We start from the raw sequence: 16,788 nt of genomic DNA, 5'->3' as shown, positions 1-16,788 counted from the left end.
TCGTGCGAGGGCGCGGTCATGCGGCCGGGCGGGGCTTGTACTGGTCCAGGTAGGCGATGACGTCCTCGGCGGGCGCGTCGCCGCGGTCGCCGATGCGGCCCTGCTCGTCCCCGCCGGGACGGGCGAGCGGCTTCGGCCGCCGCAGGCCCTTCATGCCCGCGCCGCGTCCGGTGACGAACGTGTTCTCACCGAGGCGGTCCGCGACGATCGCGAGCAGGTATTCCACGTCGGTCCAGGCGTGGCCGTTGACCGCGCGGTGGAACGCCGACCCGGGCGGCAGGTGCTCGATGAGCACCCGCAGGTGCCGCAGGCTGATGTCGCCGCGCCAGAACTCCGCAACCGGGTCGCGCGGCGCGTACACCTGGCAGAGCGCGGCTTCTATCGCTTCCGGCGCCGGGCCGAGGAGGTCGAGCGCCGTGTAGGGCGTCCCTCGTCGTTGTCCTGCCGCATCTTCTGCATGTACTGGTTGATCGCGAGGATCACGTACCCGGCCCGGCCTCCGGCTTCGAGGAAGCGCGCGTACTGCTCGTCGCCCATGTAGTACTCGGCGACCTCGACATCGGTGTCGAGGTCGAGCAGCCCGTCCTTCCACTCGTCCTCGGCGGTGATCGGGTCCTTGCACGTCCACTGCTTCTGCTTGAACGTGAACGCGAACGTGTCGGAACTGCCGGTGGCTTCCTCGCGCTGCGCGAGGATCGCGTCCATGTCGATGGCGGGCACTGCGTCGCCCCCTCGTCTCCGGTGAGCGGTGGTGAGCATGGGAAGGGGGCCGGTGCGGACCGCTCACCACATGCCCGCACCGGCCCCCGCTTGAGGAGCGGATCGTCATCCGCTGGTCGGAGGCTTGGGCAGCTCCCAGCCCTCCTTGTAGACCCGCAGCGCGGAAAAGCCGTCGCTGCCGGGATACGCCGTGATCGTCACTTCGTAGCCGATGAGGGTGTCGGACTTGTAGGTCAGCTCGCCGCGCTCGGACACCTCGGCCATGGGCAGGAAGATCCGGCGGTGGTAGGTGCCGTCGATGACGTCGATCCCGAAGCACCGCAGGTCCCGCTTCGGCTTTCCTTCCTCCACAAAGGATACGACCGCGTCCTTGCCGGTGCCGGTCTGCTTCATGTCGTCCACGCCGACCCGGTAGTACAGGCTGATCGTCTCGAACTTCGACTCCCACAGCGTGGCGTGGTAGGTCTGCGTGGACTTCGTGATCTCCGACCGGATCGGGGTCGCGGACTGCCAAGGAGTGAACTCCTCCTTGTCCTCGTCGCGCCCTTCCACGATCCCGTCGTCGGAGATGTAGCCGAGGTCGCTCATGCCCGAGCCCCACAGCTCCATCGCCGTCGCGCTCGGCGCGGTCGTCCCCAACGGGCCGGTGTAGAGAGCGCCGGTCACGCCGAGGCGGGCCAGAGCGGAGTTCAAAGCCACGGGGTTTCTCCCTTGAATGGTGCGGAGCCCCGGGTGAGCGAGCGGGACGTACGGACGGATGACGGGCTAGTCGGCCCGCAGAACGAGTTCGACGGTCAGCCCGCAGCGGCGGACCGACGGGTTGTAATCCGGGCGCCACGCGGGTCCGGACGGCTCGCCGACGTCGGCGACCGCGCCCCACTCGGTGGCGTGCCCGATCAGGTCGTGCAGATGGCCCGACACCGCGGACGCGAGATCGGTCGCGGCGGGCCGGGTGGCGGCGTAGGCGTCGACGTCCACGCGCGGACGCCACAGCAAAGGCCGGCGGGAGTTCCACGGCCGGTCGGTCTTCGGCCCCGGCAGGACGGCGACCTGCACGACCGGGAGCGACTGCTCGAAGCGCGCGGGCAGCTCGGCCACCACGCGGATTCCGCCGAGACGCCCGGCCAGCCAGGACACGACCAGCGCCTCGGCGTCGATCACCGCTCGGCGGTCTTGGCAGTGCTCTTGCGGGACGAGGTCTTGGCGGGCTCGTCGCCCGACTGGTCGGCGGCGTAGCGGGCGCGGCCTTCGTTGACCATGACGGCCGCCTCGTCGTCCCTGACGTCGATGGTCTTGCCGACCTGCGTGTGGTCGCGGTGGAACGCGACGATCACCTTGGCCATGCGTTCTCCTTCTACTGCTTGCCGCCGACCGCGCGCCCGAGCGCACGGTGACGGGGAACGTGTTCGGTCCCGTACTCGCCGAACGGGTCGTCGTGCGCGACCCGGGCGTAGGCGCGGCCCTTCGGCCGAGTGCCTTCCTCGACGGTGACGGTCGCCTCCGACCCGGCCGAGGCGAGGTTCGCGCGGGTGCGCGCGGCGATCTGCCCGGCGACGAGCCTCAGACGTTTGCGGACCGACGGGGCCTGCACGATCTGCTTCCATTGCCGGTCCGACAGCCGGTAGCCGGGCATCATCCGCTCACTTTCTGGACGTCGACCTCGCAGTGGTGGACCTCGCGCGGGCGGATCGGATGCGGCCAGCGGGCGATCTCGCCGACGACTTCGCAGGTGCGGCCCGCCCACTCGACGCGGTCGGTGGGCTCGACGTCGAGGTCTCTGCCTGCCGGGGTGTAGATCCGCCACCCGGTCGTCACCATGTCCCGCGCGTCGCCGGTGGCCTCCGTGGACGAACGCGGCTGGACGCACACCCCGGCCACGGTCGTGCGGGTTCCGGCGGCGTAGTCCAGCACGTCCGACCCATACCGGTCTTGGGTGACGACAGGCCGGACGACTGTGACCGTGTCGCCGAAAATCACGGCTCGTCTCCGCGGTTGATCCGGTACCGCTCCACCGCCCGCATCCACGACAACGGCATCCCGACGGCCGGGGCCTGAAAGGACACCGACTCGCCGCCCACCGTCATCGCCGCCACCCCCGGCTGCACGGTCAACAAGTACTGCGCTTCGGCCAGCACCGCGTCCGCGACGTCATCGGGCACCGGGTCGTATCCATGGCTGTACACCACCCGCACCGCGCCGGGCTCGTCCGGCCAGCACCCGATACGCCGCAACTGTCCCAGCCGCGACCACGTGAAATCCGTGACCGCCTGGCCGCGCACCTCGACCGAGGCCACCGCGACCACGGGAGCCGCCGGCAACGTCAGCACCGACCCGCCGTGCCCGTCGAGCCGGATCTCCTCGCCGTCCACCCGCGACACCGGACAGCGCACCTCGCCTCGGAACCGTGCCGACGCCGAACCCACCGCGTCCGCCACGGCCGGATCGTCGGCATCTCGGCCGGTCCGGCGGGCGAGGACGGCAGGATCGGCCAGCGGCGGGAGGGGCATGACGCTCCCCTCGCCTCGCTACGGTGAGCCCATGACGTCCGCGCCCTGGTGGCTTGTGCTCGTAACCGTGCCGATCACCGGCATCATCACGCTGTCGGGCGTGTGGCTAGCTGCGAGGTTTAACCTGCAAGGGCGACGCGAAGACCAGAAGCACTCTTCCGGCCTGGAGCGGGAAAAAGAACTGTACAACCGCCGGGCCGACCTCTACGTCGAACTCACTCCTGTCATCGACAAGATCATGAGAACCGCGTCAGGACAGCTCCGCCTGGAGCCAGACGGCGAAGACAAGCCCGAGCCCCGAGCAAGGCTCATCGCAGAAGATGAGTACGCCCGGCTCGAACCGCTTTTCGACGAAGTCCACCAGTTGCTGATCAAAGTACAAATAATCAGCGGCATTTCGGTGCGCGGAACGCTTGACGAATTCGTCTGGGAGTATCGCAAGCTTCTGTCCGGGAACAGGTTTTCGTTCCACGAACTCGCTCTCCTGGCAAACAATTTGATCCGGGACATACGTATCGAAGTCGGTGCTGCCTCACGCACGGCCATGGAGGAACACCCGTACGAAGAGATATATGGGTCGGGCAATGTCCGACCGTGGCGGCACTGACAAGTTACGTGTCGGACTTGTTGCGGGCCGTGCGCGCCTTGGTGTGCGCTTCGGCCCGCTTCTGCTCGGGCGGGTCTTCGGCCGGGGTTCCGCCGAGTCGGGCGGCGTCGGCTTCGGTCAGGTTCATGATGGTGTCGTGGCCGTTCACGGTCACGCGGTATTCGCGCAGCTCCGCCATGGCGGGTGCCTCCTCGGTTCGCTCGTCGACGCCGGTGGTGGACGTGGCCGTCCCGCAGGAGAAGTCGAGGCTTCCGCAGACGGGACAGCCGACGTCGTCACGCATTCGGAACGAGGGTGACCTTGCAGAACGCCGAGGGCTGGATGATGCCGAACGCGGCGCGCATCTCGGCCAGGATGGCGACGAGGTTCCGGACGAAGAAATCGGCGTGCGAATCGGTGACGGTCAGGCTTGCCTGCTGGCGGTCCCACAGGATCGCCTTGCGGAAGTCGCCGACCCACGCGGTGCCGGGCGTGGCCGCTTCGGACTCGATGACCGGCAGGCCCCACAGCGGCGAGGTGCCGTTCGCTCCTGCAGGGCCGCCGAAGTAGAAACGGCCCTGCATGTCGCTGATCTCGTCCATGGCTTCCAGGTCGTTCGGGTGGATCACGACCCCGTTGGCGGTGGAGCGGCCGACGGTGCGGACCCGGGTCTTCGCCCGGCGCACGGCCAGCAGCTTCCCGAACCCTTCGGGCTTCCCGGCCGGGTCCGGGACGGCACCTTGCGTCTGCGTGCCGGACACGTTGGCGAGGCCCTCGAAGTTCTCGCCGGTGCCGTCACCGGCGATCATCTGGTCTTCCAGCTCTTCCTCAAGGCCGACCTCGAGGAAATTGTCGATGAGGGTGCGGACCTGCGCGGCGTCCGACAATGCCCGCTTGGTGACCGGCATCCAGTGCGCGATCGTGCGCACCGGCGTGGTGACGCGGACCGTGGAGAACCCGGACTCGGGCTTGACCCCGGCCTGGGCTGGGGTCACGGCCGGGCTGCCCGACCCGACAGGGGCGGCCGTGGTGGCTTCCGGGACCGGAGCGGCGGCGTTGTGCCAGCCGGTGATGCGGGCGTATTCGATCTGGTCGTTCGTGGTGGTGCCGCCGGTGACGAGCTGGCGCAGCGTGAGCGGGCGGAAGAACTGTTCCGGCCCGACCAGCAGTCCCCGGTAGTCCTGCGTGCGGAACGCACCGCCGGAGGTCGGCGAGACGGCGGTGACCAGGTCCTTGTATCCGAGCGGGCGGGACTGGACCCGCATGTCCTTGGCGAACTGCCCGTTCGGGGCGGTCTTGAGCAGGTCTTGGTACTGCTCGGAGGTGATGAAGGTTTCGCCGATGCTGGTGCGCGGGCGGTCCTGGTAGCCGTCGCGGTCGGCCTGCTCGCGGCGGCTCTTGGCCTCGGCCTGGGCGTCGGCCAGGCCGACGGCGTCGCCGAGATCCTTGATCGCGTCGCGGACGGCGCTGTCGGCCTTGGCCGCGTCGAGCGCCTTCTTCGCGTCCTGGGCCTTGCCCATGGCCGCGGTGACGGCGGCGCGTTCGTCGTCGGTGAAATCGCGGTCTTCGTCGTCGGCCGTGGCCGCGATGGACTTCGCGTCGTTCAGGTGCTTCTTCAGCTCGTCGGCGAGCTGGGCGATGGTGGTGCTCAAGGGATTCCTCAGTTCGTGCGCGGAGCGCAGACGAAGCGAGGCGGTTCCCGTGCCGGGCGGGCGCAGCCGCGTCCGGGAGGACGGGCGCGCGGGCGGGGCTGGGCGTGGCCTGTGAAAACGTCAGGCTGGTTCGGACGGTGGTCAGGCGGTGAGCGGTTGCGACTCGGCGTCGAGCAGGGCCAGCGTCGCCCGCAGCAGGGCGGAGGTCGCGGCCTTCGACGGTGCCGGTTCCGGCGGGGCGGGCTCGGTGCTCGCGGGGCCGGCGGACTTGTCCTCGTCGCCGCTGTCCAGAGCGGACAGCACGGTCTCGATGGCGTCGGCGCCCTCGGCGATTTTCGCGAGGGCGTCGCGCAACGTGGTTTCGTTCTTGGACGAGAGCGCCCGTCCCGCCTTGGCGGGCGGTGCGGCGGGCTCCGGCCGGGCAGCCGGTTCAGGCGGCCGGGGTGCGGGAGGCGGGGTTTTGACGGTCAGCAGGTCGGTTTCCTGGTTCGCGCCGATCAGCGTCGGCCCGACCTCGAACAGCTTGAGCTTGCGCAGCTCGTAATAGCCCTCCGCGGCGCCGTCGTCTTCGGCGTCGGGGTCGTCGGCCTTGTCGATCCAGCCGCCTTCGGCGATGTCGTAGGCGAAACTGAACTGCCGGACGCGGCGGCCTTTGAGCAGGCGGTAGATCTTGCCCGCTTTCGGCTCGTCCAGGTCGAGGCGGGCTCGGACCCACAGGCCCTCGTCGCGTTCCTCGGCGTCTTCCACGTAGCCGATGTGGTAGTCGGGGTCGTGCGACATGTGCGACCACAGCACGGGAATCGGGTCGCCGGACGCCTTCCACTCGGCGAGGGTGTCGGCGAACGCTCCAGGCACGATCTTGTCCCCGACGCTGTCCACGTTGTACGCGGCGACGATGGCTTCGAACACGCCGTCTTCGGTGCCGTCCTGTGCCCCGGCGGCTTTGATCCGGACCGGGCACGTCTTCTTCCTCATGCTGCGATGCCCTCCAGGAGTCGCGTGGCGGTGGCGAGCACGGTTTTGGGTTCGGGGGCGCTGTCGGTCGGCGACGCCTGGCCGCCGGTGAGCACGTTGAGCGGGGTGACCAGCTCGTCCCCGCCGTCGATCTGCGGCAGGTTCACCCGGGCGCGGGCCTCGTTGCGGGTCATCCACGGCGCCCCGGTCGCGGTCTGGAGCTGGGCGGCCTGTTCCTCGAACGAGCCGCGCATCTTCTCCGCGAGGTTGAACTCCAGGTACACGTCTGCCGCGTCAGGGAAATCGGGCAGCAGCTGGAGATGCAGCTCCTCGGTGATCATGGCCAGCCACGGCCCGAGGGTGTCCTGGTAGAGGTTCTTGTGCTGCTCGGTGATGTTGGAATACGTGGCGTGGTCGAGGATTCCGACCATGGGCAGCGGAATGTGGTACGCGGAGGCCACTTCTTCGCGGGTGAGCTTGCGGGATTCGATGTACTGCGCGGCTTCCGGCGTCACCGACGCGGGCACGAAGTCCATGCCGTCTTCGAGGATCGGCGTCCCGCCGGCCCGTCCGCCGGTGCCGGTGTACTGGGCCTGCCAGGAACGGCGGAACCGGTCGCGGGCCGTGTCGCCCCAGTCCGGCGCGTCCAGCGGCCGTTTGAGGTAGCCCGCGAGCCGGGCGCCGTTGCGCCACAGCTGTTCGCGGTACTGCCCGGCCTGGTACTCCTCAGACAGGGTGCGCCGCAGGGTCTCCATCGGCGAGCAGCCCCAGCGTCCGTCTTCCGGGTTGTATCCGCGGAAATGGATCACCTGCGAGGCGGGGAGGTCGCGGTAGCCGGTGGTTCCCCGGTACCGGTAGGTCTCCACCGCGAACTGGTTCGCCGAGAACGGGGTGACGTAGCGGGGGTCGAGCCGCACCAGCGCCGGGTCCGGGCCGCTGATCTTCGCCAGGACCGCGTTGTCGTAGATCGCCAGGTCCGACACCAGCGCTTCGATCAGCCGGTAGCGGGTGGTGAACGGGTTCGGTTTCGCGATCAGCTGCCCGACCGGATGGTCGGAGAGCCGGACGCGGTCCACATCGGACAGCCGCTGGTACACGTGGATGCCCAGCTGCGCGATGTTGCGCGCCAGGAACGACACCACCGTGCGGACCTGCGGCTGGGTCCGCCAGATCGCGGCGTAGTCCTGCGCCAGGCCGTCGGCGAGCATGACCGACCCGCCGACCGGGATCGTGGCGTTCTGGTACTGGTGGACCAACGCGAGAACGCCTTGGGACACAACGAAAGGCATCAGTCCGCCCCCGTGATCTGCACCCAGTTGATGCGGTCGCGTTCGATCACGACGTCGCCGTCCATCCGCACCGGCTCCCGGCCCGGCGCGACCAGCTCGGCCGAGCGCAGCACGACGAGACGGCGGTGACGGCGCCACAGAATCCCGGTCATGGCCTGGTCGTCCACCAGCGCCACCACGACCCGGCGGCGCGCGGCGATCCTGCGGCCCCGGTACTCCTCGGCGGTGTGCCAGGCCACGGACGCGACGAGCAGCACCAGCGCAGCGGTGATGACGGCAAGCTCCACCGGATCCGGCCCCCTCACACGATTTCGAGGTCGCCGTCGTCGTAGGCGGAACGGCGAGGAGGGGTGTGGTGCACGGCCCGGTCGAGCGCCATGATGAGCGCCACGACGCCGTCGATCTTGTCGCCGCTGTTGCGCTTGGACGGTTTGACGTTCCCGGCGGCGTCCATCTCGACGGCGAGATTGTCGACCTGCCAGCGGATAGCGGGATTCCCGCCGTGGCGCAGCCGGGGCGTCTCGGCCGTGCCTTCCAGCGCGAGCCGCTGGAATTCCTTGGTGGGCGCGGACATCGACGCGAACCCCTGGCGCATCTTCGCCAGCGGTGCGCCGTCGCCGAGCAGGTCGGACACGAGCTGGCTGGCGTTCCAGGGGTCGTAGGCGATCTCCCGGACCGCGAACTTCTCCCGGTCGAGGTTGATTTGCGTGCGGATGTAGTCGTAGTCGGCGACGTCGCCGGGGGTGGCGACCAGCAGTCCGCGGTCGACCCACACCCTCGCCTGCCCGGCGGTGCGCCTGTCGATGGCGTCCAGCGCGGCCTCCGGGCACCACAGCCGCCAGAGCAGGTCGTGTCCGCCGTCGCCGTCGGGGAAGCACCACGCCAGCGCGCACAAGTCCGACGTGGACGCGAGGTCGAGCCCGCCGTAGGCGGGGCGCCCTGCGAGCCGGGCTTCGTCCACGAGGGACGCGTTGCGGTCCCAGACCTCCAGGTCCAGGTAGCGGGTCTGCTGCCGGGTGCGGATCCCGAGGTGCAGGCGCAGGAACTTGGCCAGGTCGGCGGGCGAGTTCCGTGCTTCGCGCGCGGCGGTTTCCAGGTACGCCTTCGACGGCGAGACCCCGTAGCCCGGGTTCGCTTTCTTCCACGTGGATTCGGCGAACGGGTCGTCTTCGCGGTCGGCCGCCCAGACGACCCCGTACATCGAGCTGTCCCGGAGCGCGCCCCGGGCGATCTGCTCGACGTAGTGCCGGCGGCGTGCGTAGATCGTCTCCGCGCGCCCGTCGTCGGCGGTGGTGATGGTGAACACCAGCGGCTGCGTCCGGCTGCCGGTGCCGGTTTCGACGGCCTCGACCAGGTCCGGGGTCTTGTGGACGTGCAGTTCGTCGATGATCGCGCCCGCGACGTTCGCGCCGTGCAGGACGTCGGCCAGCTTGGACACGACCGCGAAATAGGAACCGCTGGGCTGGTGGATGATCCGGTGCGCCAGCGCCTTCACATACGGCGCGAGCGCCGGGGACTTCTGCGCGAGCTGGCGGACCGGGTCGAAACAGTACCGCGCCTGGTCCCGACCGGATGCGACCGCGTACACCTGCGCGCCCGCCTCGTTGTCGGCACAGGTGAGGTAGGTGGCGAACCCGCCCGCGAGCGTCGTCTTCCCGTTCTTGCGCGGGACGTCGACGTAGACGCGGCGGGTGACGCGGACCCAGTCGCCGTCTTCGTTGCGGTACACCCACCCGATGACCGGCGCGATGATGTAGGCGATCTGCCACGGGTCCGGCCGCAACGGCTTCCCGGCCCACTTGCCCTGTGTGTGGCGCAGCCGGGAGAACACGTCGAGCACCCGGTCCACACGGGCCGGGTCGAACCGTGCCCCGCGCCGCGACCCGCCCTCGGGGGTTTTGATCGCGGGCGGGCAGGACGGAAGCGGGATGCCCCGCGAGTGCAGATACCAGCCGACCTCGGGCGAGATCCGCAGCCGGGCGAGAGTTGCGCGAGAAGGGGGACGTTTAGCCGGTGCCCGCGAACGGGTTGGCTTCGTCGCCGCCACGACCCGCCCCGTCCTTCTGCTCGATCCGCGTGCGCGCGGACGGGGTCAGGCCGAATTCCTGCGCGAACGCGCGGATCACGTGCGCGGAGTCGCGCTGGATCACCAGCGCCGGGTTCCGCACGTACCCGCCGTGCAGGCCCTTCTGGATCACGCCGGTTTTCGCGACGACGGCCGAGGCGCGGCGATGCGCGACGACTGCTTCGCAGTAGCAGAGCAGGGTGTCTCGGTCGCAGGCGTGCGCGATGCCCATCGCGTCGAGTTCGCAGACGGTGTAATCCCAGATCTCGCGGACCGCGTCGGCCACGTCGTCCGGACACTCCGGACGGCCGCCGCGCGGGATCGGCTCGTGGTGGTTGTAGCGCTCGGTGTGCCGGTCGCCTTCGATGATCCGCAGCGCGGTCGGCTTCGGCGGGACACCGCGTCGCCCCATGTCAGCCTCCTCGGTGCAGGTCCCACAGTTGCGCCCGAAGCTCCGGGTCTGCGGCGAACCGGCCGGTCACGGCGGTGGTGACCATGGACGCGCCGGGCTTGCGGATGCCGCGCTGGGTCATGCACCCGTGTTCGGCGCGCACGATGCACGCGGAGCCTTCGGTTTTCAGGCAGGTGTCGAGGGCTTCGGTGACCTGGTGGGTCAGCTGCTCCTGCGCCTGGAGCCGGTGGGCGTAGACGTCGAGCAGGCGCGGCAGCTTGGACAGGCCGACGACGGGGGCTCCGGCGACGGGCAGGTAGGCGATGGTCGCGGTGCCGGTGAAAGGCATCAGGTGATGCGCGCACATCGAGGTGAACGGGATGCCGGTCACGGCGATCATGCCGTCGGACCGGTCGACCGGGAACGTGCGTTCCAGCACGGTTTCCGGGTCCTGGTCGTAGCCTGCGGTCAGTTCGGCCCAGGCGCGCGCGACTCGCGCGGGGGTGTCGGCGAGGTTCGGTTCGTCCGGGTCGAGGCCGCGGTCGGCGAGCCACGCGCGGATGCCGGTGGCGAGGGCGGTGGTCGGGTGGGTGGTCATCGGCCTCTCTCGTCTCCCCAGGCCAGCACGTGCAGCCGGGTGCCCAGGTTGAAACCGTGCTCGATCACGCGGTCGGCGATGAGCTGCGTACGGGTCAGGACGGCCTCGACCGTGGTTCCCTCCGGGGAAATCCACACCGGCGCGTCCAGGCGGTGCCGGGCGACCAGCTCGGCGGTTTCGTCCACATCGGACACGGTCGCGCACACGAACTTGAACACCGCGCGCCCGCTCGCAGTGAACGCGGCCAGCACCTCCGGGCGGATGCGCCGCTCGGCGGGGTCGCCGGAGTGCGCGAGCTTCGGCGAGACGTTGAACCGCACCCCCAGGGCCGGTTCCAGCGTCTCCGCCGTCGGCGCGACGGTGCCGTTGGTCTCGATCTCGATATCCGCCCCGCCCGCGCGCAACGCTCCCAGCAGCTCCGTCCACGCGGGCTGGTGCTGGTGCAGCAACGGCTCCCCGCCGGAAATCACGACCAGGCCGGGATTCCCGGTCAGCGCACGGTCTGCAATGTCCCGTACTGGTCGCCGTTCCAGCTCGGTCCGCAGGTCGAACCGGCTCCCGTCCCACGTGTAGGGCGTGTCGCACCACGAGCAGGAGAGATTGCAGCCGCCGAGCCGGACGAAACTCGCCCGGCGACCGGCCGATGGCCCCTCGCCTTGGGCGGTCGGGCCGAAGACCTCGCTGGCGACCAGGGTGTCCGCTGTCCCCGCCACGGCACCCGATCGTGTGCGCCGAGGCTGCTCCGACTGTGCGACTGCTGCCGGTTCTGAAGTGTTCATGACCCTTCCTGTGTCATCGTTCCGCGTTATGAACATTCGGAAGTTAACGGGAACAGAATCGCGAACGCGTCTCCAGCGGATTCTCTTCGGAACACCCGCAGGCCGGTTGAACTTGTCCAAAGCCGAACACGAGGCGGTGAGCCTCCCGGACCGCGCCGCGTACGCATTGGTTTACGGCATCACTCTCGTTGCCCTGTTTCTCGCTGGCACCGCATTTGTCCTGGTGGCCTTGGGCTGGCTGTCTTTCACCGGGGTTATCTGGAGCTCCGCGGATCAGGCATTCGGTGTGACACTGGGAGTCTATTTCGGGTTCACCGGGTCGCTGGGTCTGTTGCTAGTCAGAGCCTTCATTCTTGCGGTCCGGTTGAACGACGACACAACGATGGCCAATGTCCAATCAGCGCTGTGGAAGTTCTCCGCGTACTGGCTGATCGTCATCGCGGGGCTGGTCCTCGCGAGAGCGGCCGACTCCACATTCGTGTGTACTCCAGGTGAGTGCCCTATTCCCGATCCAAAAGCATTGGCACGTGCCGCCACCGTACCGGCGCTGTTTGCGGTCAGCATCGGTTTCATCCCAGTGCTGGTGGACGCACGCAAAGAGGTACGAACCGGCCAGGCCCGGGCGCGGGCGGCGCAGAGCGCACCAACTTCGCGGGTAACCGTGCCGATGCCGGTCCGCCAGCGGTCTCGCGGGGCATCGTTGGCCGCGACGGCTGGGGTCATAGCCGCCGTCGCGGCTGCCATGTGGGCGAGAACGAAGCGTTGACCCCAATCCCACCGAGTCTCAGTCCGATGTCCTCATGCACACCATCCGGCCCGGTTGACGTGGGTTTCGCGGACGCTCACCGCGGTCACCTTCGCGCCGGGGACGCGCTCGACGCCGTCGAGCAGTTCGGCGGCGATGTCCGCGAGGTATTCGGCGACGTTCTCCACAGTCGGCCAGCCTGGCACCTCGTGGACCTTGCAGCCGTGTTCGCGCAGCAACGGGACCAGCGGGTCCTCGGGACCGAGCATCACCCCGTGGTCGAGGTGCTGGTCGATCCAGACGCGCAGGGCCTTCTTGAACGGGCCGAATTCCACGACCACGCCGTCCGCGCCCGGGACCGGGGCGGTCACGGTGACCTCGGCCCACCAGGAATGCCCGTGCAGGGACACGCATTTGCCGGGCAGGTGCGGCAGGCGGTGCGCGGTCTCGAAGTTGTGGGAGACGGTGACGGTGCTGGCCATTCAGGACACCCCCGTCACGGTCGCGCCGGATTCGCCGTCCTCGGACACCTCGACCGAGACGACGTCGAGCATGTGGTACTTGCGCAGGTGGTTCCACAGTTTCCGTGCGAGGTCTTCGCAGCTCGACGTGTCGCATTCGCGGGTGCCGGGTCCCCACCACGCGCGGATTAGGTCTTGCAGGTCGTGGAACTCGATGTCGCGGTCGTCGTGGGCGACGGCGACGTGTGCGGTGATGCGGAACAGGTGCCGGTGGCGGTCGGCCAGGTAGGCCCGTCGCCCGGAAGCGTCGGGCCACCGGTGGAAACCCGGTGCCGAGACGGTGGTCCACACGGTCGCGGTCACGGTGGCATCAGCTCGCCTTCTCGGTCGTCGCGGGCCGGGTGCGGGACCTCGCCGAACTCGGCGTAGCGGTCTTGCAGCGCTCGCCAGTTCGCGAGGGTGCTGGTCATGGCGTCGGCGTGCATCTGACAGGCGACGTCGCGGTTCGCGGTCTCGCTGTAGAGGAAGCGGTGCCCCAGCTCGCCGAGGCGCCGCAGCGCCGCGGATTCGGTCCGGACGGCCGGGTAGCGGAGGCTGTTGAGCCAGGACGACGAGTCGCACGAGTCCGGCGGACAGGGCAGGCACCATTCGCAGGCGGACAGGCCGAGCACGTGGACCCACAGGTGCGGGTACTGCCGGCGGCGTTCCCACATCGTGTGCAGCAGCCGGACCCGCGTGGGGTGGTTGGCCTGCACGACGTTGCCGAAGCAGAGCCGGTCGTATCCGGCGGCGAGCTGGTCGAAGTAGTCCCAGCCGTCGTTGAACGGGTGGTAGACCGGGATCGGGTTGAGCCCGAGGTCGTACAGCCGCGCCCGGGTGCGGATCTTGTTCTCCCGCCCGCCCTGGTCCAGCTCGATGTAGCCCCAGAGCCGGTCTTCGTAGCGTGTGGCCAGCTCCACGTACCGGTCGAAGAGCCGGTCGAACCCCTGGATCTCGTCCGGGGGCAGCGACAGGGCCTCGTCCATCGAGCAGCCGACGTTGCGCTTGTGCTCGTTGGTGAGGTTGAAGATCCCGGAATCGAGCAGGATCACGTGGCCCTCGTCCATCAGCCGGACCATCCGCTTTTCCTGGCTGCGGTGGTACAGGTCGTTCACCGCGAGCAGCAGGTGGCGCGGGTAGGCCGAGGATTCCCCGGCCGCGAAGTAGATCGGGGTGTCGGCGCGGTCGAACATGCCGCCGCCGGTGGCGACGATCCTCTCCGCGGTCACGGCCGGACCTCGAACACGTGCCACACCAGGTGCCCCACCCACGCCTGCGCCGTACCGAGGTAGTCCGTCGTCCCGGAGGGCATCGGGTTGCCGGTGCCGACGATCGCGATCGTCCGGTCCTCCGGGTCGGCGGACGGGTCGACCTCGGCCCACAGGGTCAGGTGTCCGTGCTGGTGCTGGACGGTCAGCAGCCGCGCGCCTGCGGGCATGGTGAGAGTCTGGCGGTCGGTGACCTCCAGCGGGTACTTCCAGATCGTGCTCACGCGGCCCTCCCCGCAGTGTCCGAAGTGGACAGAACCGGGTCGTCGCCGGTGATCCGCTTCCACTTGGTCAGCAGCCACCCGGCGAGGTACGGGTGCGGTTGGACCATCACGATCGGGTGTTCCTCGGCTTTCTGCGCGAACGGCGCGAGCATCGTCGGATACGGCCAGAACAGCGCGCCTTCCGCGAGCAGCGGAGTCCACAATGGCCAGCCCGTGTGGACATCGGCCACCACCAGGCGGTGGCGGCCCAGCGCCCACACCTGTCCCGTGGCCGTCTCGAAGTCCGGTTCGCCGACGGTCACCCCGGCCAGCCGCAACGCCTCGCCCTTGTCCGGCGGGTCGCCCTCGCCGCCCTCGCCCTCGTCGTCCACAGTGGACAGAGCGTCTTCCAGGGCGGCGAGGTCGTCGGCTTCGTAGCCGGTCAGGTCCAGCATTTGCGCTTCGCCGAGGTCGTGCAGGACTTCGGCCAACATGCGGTCGTCCCAGCCGCCTTTGACGGTGAGCTGGTTCGACGCGATCAGGTACGCCTCGGCGTCGTCGTCCGAACGCGACGACCAACCGCGGATCACCGGCATCAACCAGCGGCCGTCGTCGTCCACTTCCACGCCGTCCGGCGCAGCTCGGCCTTCGGCAGCCCACTCGCGCAGCTGGTGGTAGCGGCCGTGCCCGGCCACCAGGCGGCCGGTCCGCTCGTCGATCAACGGCAGCTCCGCGAGTCCAAAGTGGCCGATCGACCGGCCGATGCCGGCGGTGTCGTGCTCCTTCGGGTTGCGGGGCGCCGCCTCGACGTCCTCGACAGGCACGTACTCGACGTACCGGTTCGCCATCCGCGGTTCTCTCTTTCTTCGTCGTGGTCAGTGCTCGATCCGGCCCGAGGCGTGACCACCCGAATGGCTCGATCTCCTGGGGCGATTTTCGGTCGAAAGTTATTGGTGTCAGGCAGGGCACCGGCCCCGCCACCCACACAGAAAGGGCCTCCACCATGGCCGCCACGCCCAACACCAACAAGACCGCCACCACTGCCAAGGCCGCCCCCAAGCCCGCCGCCCCTGCGGCGAAGGCGACCGCCCCGGCCGCCAAGACCACCGCCCCGGCCGCGAAGCCCGTCGCGACCCCGCAGGCCACCGAAGTTCCGGCCGACGCGAAGGGCGGCAAGCCGAACGGCGCGAAGAGCGGTCTGTTCAGCTCCCTGGTCGGTGGTGCCAAGACCGTGGACGAGATGCCCACCCAAACCCGCAACGGCAGCTCGCGCGTCAACCCGTTCGCCGAACTGGTCAAGGAAAGCTACATCGACGGCAGCCCGCGCGAGGTCGGCCCGGTGACCGAAGACGACAAGGAGACCGTGGTCGCGGCCATCCGCCGGGGTGCCGCGAAGAACGCGCTCGGTGTCAACGTCGTGACCGAACCGGCCAAGGACGACGAGGGCAATGTCATCAAGGGCGAGGTCGTCATCACCTTCAAGGGCAAGGAAAAGGACGCCCGCTGATGTAACCCGGGGGCGCGGTTACGACCGCGCCCCCGGCCCCCCGTTGGACCCCCGACACTGAAAGGCCCGGACAGGCATGTACTTCTACCATCCCCACGACAACGGCTTCATGATGTTCGCCGTCGAGACGGACGGCGACGGCAAGCTGCTTCTCAGCTCGCACGAGGGCAACGTCCTGTGCGAGATCGACGTCGACGAGGGCAAGAGCCTCGCGGACAACGTCGCCGCGCTCGTGTCCATGATCCCAGACCCCCTGCCGTCGAGCGGATGGCGCCAAGGGCACGAACTGGAAGCTGACGGCACCGTTGTGTGGCGGTTCTGGACGAACGACCCCGGCCAGTTCCAGAAGCTCTACATCGAGATCGCGGCGCACGGCCCATTCTTCTGGCGCGTCGGCTACGCAAAGGAAGGCGGCCCAGCCGTCGCGCAGGGCGATGCACCGACCGCCGAGCAGGCGCGCGACAGGGCCATCAAAGCGGCGCTGTACATCCCGCGCCGCCGCCGGTAGCGCCCCAGGCGGCCCCCGCAGATTCGCGGCGGGGTCCGCAGCCGCGTCCCCAGTGGCCTACGGAACAAGACTGGAACCGAAGATCGCTGGTCCTGATCGCGTCTCGGAGCTGATCCTTAAGGGGCACAAGGAAAAGGGCCCGGACACAGGAGACCGACACCATGGACAACGAAACCCGCAACAAGATCCAGACCGGCGAGTGGATCGAGGACGTCCCCGACAACGACGGCCGCATCGTGTGGATGTACTCGACCGACTACGACGGCACCGCCGAGAACTACTGGGCCGAAGTAACCGGCGCAGGCCCGTTCACGTGGAAGGTCGGCGAATACCCCGAGTCGGGCCGGATCGTCGCGGACGGCGAAGCCGACGACCTCGAAACCGCACAGCAGCAAGCAGAACAGGCGTTCGCGCAGGCGGTTAAGAGCATGTCTCATTTGGTGAGTTTCTTGTAGCAGGTGATGGCGGCGCCGAGGGCGAGGAAGGCGAGGTAGTGGCTGGGTTTGCGTTCGTAGC

27 protein-coding genes are annotated in these 16,788 nt (G+C 69.0%); 5 read left to right on the top strand and 22 right to left on the bottom strand.

What is annotated here, in order from left to right:
• Positions 1–16: 16 nt before the first annotated feature.
• The 8 genes from ACZ7SW_RS41260 to ACZ7SW_RS41225 all read right to left on the bottom strand — a co-directional run bounded on the left by ACZ7SW_RS41260 (position 17) and on the right by ACZ7SW_RS41225 (position 3,227).
• Positions 17–361: a hypothetical protein gene (locus ACZ7SW_RS41260; protein WP_470235805.1), complete on the bottom strand. Its 345-nt coding sequence runs from the start codon at positions 359–361 to the stop codon at positions 17–19.
• Between the two features lie 17 nt (positions 362–378).
• Entirely contained in the window at positions 379–720 is a 342-nt protein-coding gene (locus tag ACZ7SW_RS41255) for a hypothetical protein (protein ID WP_470235804.1), read from the bottom strand.
• Positions 721–825: 105 nt separating this feature from the next.
• Positions 826–1,419 (bottom strand): phage tail tube protein, encoded by a 594-nt coding sequence (locus ACZ7SW_RS41250; protein WP_470235803.1) that lies wholly within the window; start codon positions 1,417–1,419, stop codon positions 826–828.
• A 66-nt stretch (positions 1,420–1,485) separates the two neighbouring features.
• The gene (locus ACZ7SW_RS41245; RefSeq protein WP_470235802.1) at positions 1,486–1,881 is read right to left on the bottom strand and encodes a phage tail termination protein; all 396 of its coding nucleotides are present in this window, start codon (positions 1,879–1,881) and stop codon (positions 1,486–1,488) included.
• Positions 1,878–2,063, bottom strand: coding sequence for a hypothetical protein (locus ACZ7SW_RS41240; RefSeq protein WP_470235801.1), 186 nt, complete (start codon positions 2,061–2,063; stop codon positions 1,878–1,880). Before ACZ7SW_RS41240 ends, ACZ7SW_RS41245 begins: the two co-directional genes overlap by 4 nt.
• An 11-nt stretch (positions 2,064–2,074) precedes the next feature.
• Positions 2,075–2,356: a hypothetical protein gene (locus ACZ7SW_RS41235; RefSeq protein WP_470235800.1), complete on the bottom strand. Its 282-nt coding sequence runs from the start codon at positions 2,354–2,356 to the stop codon at positions 2,075–2,077.
• Positions 2,353–2,697 (bottom strand): hypothetical protein, encoded by a 345-nt coding sequence (locus ACZ7SW_RS41230; RefSeq protein ID WP_470235799.1) that lies wholly within the window; start codon positions 2,695–2,697, stop codon positions 2,353–2,355. The genes ACZ7SW_RS41235 and ACZ7SW_RS41230 overlap by 4 nt, the downstream gene beginning before the upstream one ends.
• Positions 2,694–3,227: a hypothetical protein gene (locus ACZ7SW_RS41225; RefSeq protein WP_470235798.1), complete on the bottom strand. Its 534-nt coding sequence runs from the start codon at positions 3,225–3,227 to the stop codon at positions 2,694–2,696. Before ACZ7SW_RS41225 ends, ACZ7SW_RS41230 begins: the two co-directional genes overlap by 4 nt.
• A 31-nt stretch (positions 3,228–3,258) precedes the next feature.
• On the opposite strand from ACZ7SW_RS41225, the gene ACZ7SW_RS41220 reads away from it, so the two are divergent.
• Positions 3,259–3,834 (top strand): hypothetical protein, encoded by a 576-nt coding sequence (locus tag ACZ7SW_RS41220; RefSeq protein ID WP_470235797.1) that lies wholly within the window; start codon positions 3,259–3,261, stop codon positions 3,832–3,834.
• Between the two features lie 4 nt (positions 3,835–3,838).
• Here ACZ7SW_RS41220 and ACZ7SW_RS41215 read toward each other — a convergent pair whose 3' ends face one another.
• The 9 genes from ACZ7SW_RS41215 to ACZ7SW_RS41175 form a co-directional block, all read right to left on the bottom strand.
• Positions 3,839–4,117: a hypothetical protein gene (locus ACZ7SW_RS41215; protein WP_470235796.1), complete on the bottom strand. Its 279-nt coding sequence runs from the start codon at positions 4,115–4,117 to the stop codon at positions 3,839–3,841.
• Complete coding sequence (locus ACZ7SW_RS41210) at positions 4,110–5,465, bottom strand: phage major capsid protein (protein WP_470235795.1); 1,356 nt, start codon at positions 5,463–5,465, stop codon at positions 4,110–4,112. The genes ACZ7SW_RS41215 and ACZ7SW_RS41210 overlap by 8 nt, the downstream gene beginning before the upstream one ends.
• Before the next feature lie 141 nt (positions 5,466–5,606).
• Positions 5,607–6,440 (bottom strand): HK97 family phage prohead protease, encoded by an 834-nt coding sequence (locus ACZ7SW_RS41205; protein WP_470235794.1) that lies wholly within the window; start codon positions 6,438–6,440, stop codon positions 5,607–5,609.
• The gene (locus ACZ7SW_RS41200) at positions 6,437–7,708 is read right to left on the bottom strand and encodes a phage portal protein (RefSeq protein ID WP_470235793.1); all 1,272 of its coding nucleotides are present in this window, start codon (positions 7,706–7,708) and stop codon (positions 6,437–6,439) included. Before ACZ7SW_RS41200 ends, ACZ7SW_RS41205 begins: the two co-directional genes overlap by 4 nt.
• Entirely contained in the window at positions 7,708–7,995 is a 288-nt protein-coding gene (locus ACZ7SW_RS41195) for a hypothetical protein (protein ID WP_470235792.1), read from the bottom strand. The genes ACZ7SW_RS41200 and ACZ7SW_RS41195 overlap by 1 nt, the downstream gene beginning before the upstream one ends.
• Before the next feature lie 14 nt (positions 7,996–8,009).
• Positions 8,010–9,755, bottom strand: a complete 1,746-nt coding sequence (locus ACZ7SW_RS41190) for a terminase large subunit (RefSeq protein ID WP_470235791.1) — start codon at positions 9,753–9,755, stop codon at positions 8,010–8,012.
• Positions 9,715–10,185, bottom strand: coding sequence for a phage terminase small subunit P27 family (locus ACZ7SW_RS41185; protein ID WP_470235790.1), 471 nt, complete (start codon positions 10,183–10,185; stop codon positions 9,715–9,717). The genes ACZ7SW_RS41190 and ACZ7SW_RS41185 overlap by 41 nt, the downstream gene beginning before the upstream one ends.
• Position 10,186: 1 nt before the next feature.
• Positions 10,187–10,762 (bottom strand): GTP cyclohydrolase I, encoded by a 576-nt coding sequence (folE, locus tag ACZ7SW_RS41180; RefSeq protein WP_470235789.1) that lies wholly within the window; start codon positions 10,760–10,762, stop codon positions 10,187–10,189.
• Positions 10,759–11,475, bottom strand: coding sequence for a 7-carboxy-7-deazaguanine synthase QueE (locus ACZ7SW_RS41175; RefSeq protein WP_470235788.1), 717 nt, complete (start codon positions 11,473–11,475; stop codon positions 10,759–10,761). Before ACZ7SW_RS41175 ends, folE begins: the two co-directional genes overlap by 4 nt.
• A 94-nt stretch (positions 11,476–11,569) precedes the next feature.
• Between ACZ7SW_RS41175 and ACZ7SW_RS41170 the strand changes: the two genes are divergently transcribed.
• Positions 11,570–12,307: a hypothetical protein gene (locus ACZ7SW_RS41170; protein ID WP_470235787.1), complete on the top strand. Its 738-nt coding sequence runs from the start codon at positions 11,570–11,572 to the stop codon at positions 12,305–12,307.
• 32 nt (positions 12,308–12,339) lie between these two features.
• Here ACZ7SW_RS41170 and ACZ7SW_RS41165 read toward each other — a convergent pair whose 3' ends face one another.
• From ACZ7SW_RS41165 to ACZ7SW_RS41145, 5 genes are read right to left on the bottom strand one after another with little or no spacing between them, the layout of a single operon-like run.
• On the bottom strand, positions 12,340–12,768 hold the full coding sequence (locus ACZ7SW_RS41165; RefSeq protein WP_470235786.1) for a 6-pyruvoyl trahydropterin synthase family protein: 429 nt from the start codon (positions 12,766–12,768) through the stop codon (positions 12,340–12,342).
• Entirely contained in the window at positions 12,769–13,110 is a 342-nt protein-coding gene (locus ACZ7SW_RS41160) for a hypothetical protein (protein WP_470235785.1), read from the bottom strand.
• The gene (locus ACZ7SW_RS41155; protein ID WP_470235784.1) at positions 13,107–14,015 is read right to left on the bottom strand and encodes a hypothetical protein; all 909 of its coding nucleotides are present in this window, start codon (positions 14,013–14,015) and stop codon (positions 13,107–13,109) included. Before ACZ7SW_RS41155 ends, ACZ7SW_RS41160 begins: the two co-directional genes overlap by 4 nt.
• Positions 14,012–14,278: a DUF7352 domain-containing protein gene (locus ACZ7SW_RS41150; RefSeq protein ID WP_470235783.1), complete on the bottom strand. Its 267-nt coding sequence runs from the start codon at positions 14,276–14,278 to the stop codon at positions 14,012–14,014. Before ACZ7SW_RS41150 ends, ACZ7SW_RS41155 begins: the two co-directional genes overlap by 4 nt.
• A complete protein-coding gene (locus ACZ7SW_RS41145; protein ID WP_470235782.1) occupies positions 14,275–15,105 on the bottom strand; it encodes a ParB N-terminal domain-containing protein in 831 nt (276 codons plus the stop codon). The genes ACZ7SW_RS41150 and ACZ7SW_RS41145 overlap by 4 nt, the downstream gene beginning before the upstream one ends.
• A 155-nt stretch (positions 15,106–15,260) precedes the next feature.
• Between ACZ7SW_RS41145 and ACZ7SW_RS41140 the strand changes: the two genes are divergently transcribed.
• The 3 genes from ACZ7SW_RS41140 to ACZ7SW_RS41130 all read left to right on the top strand — a co-directional run bounded on the left by ACZ7SW_RS41140 (position 15,261) and on the right by ACZ7SW_RS41130 (position 16,727).
• Positions 15,261–15,764 (top strand): hypothetical protein, encoded by a 504-nt coding sequence (locus tag ACZ7SW_RS41140; protein ID WP_470235781.1) that lies wholly within the window; start codon positions 15,261–15,263, stop codon positions 15,762–15,764.
• 76 nt (positions 15,765–15,840) lie between these two features.
• Entirely contained in the window at positions 15,841–16,272 is a 432-nt protein-coding gene (locus ACZ7SW_RS41135; protein ID WP_470235780.1) for a hypothetical protein, read from the top strand.
• A 161-nt stretch (positions 16,273–16,433) separates the two neighbouring features.
• Positions 16,434–16,727, top strand: a complete 294-nt coding sequence (locus ACZ7SW_RS41130) for a hypothetical protein (RefSeq protein WP_470235779.1) — start codon at positions 16,434–16,436, stop codon at positions 16,725–16,727.
• The last annotated feature ends 61 nt before the right edge of the window (positions 16,728–16,788 follow it).

The sequence above is a fragment of the Amycolatopsis sp. NPDC114484 genome, from assembly GCF_055633755.1.
Note: the sequence above shows the minus strand (reverse complement) of the source record. Positions and strands in the feature narration are given on the sequence as shown.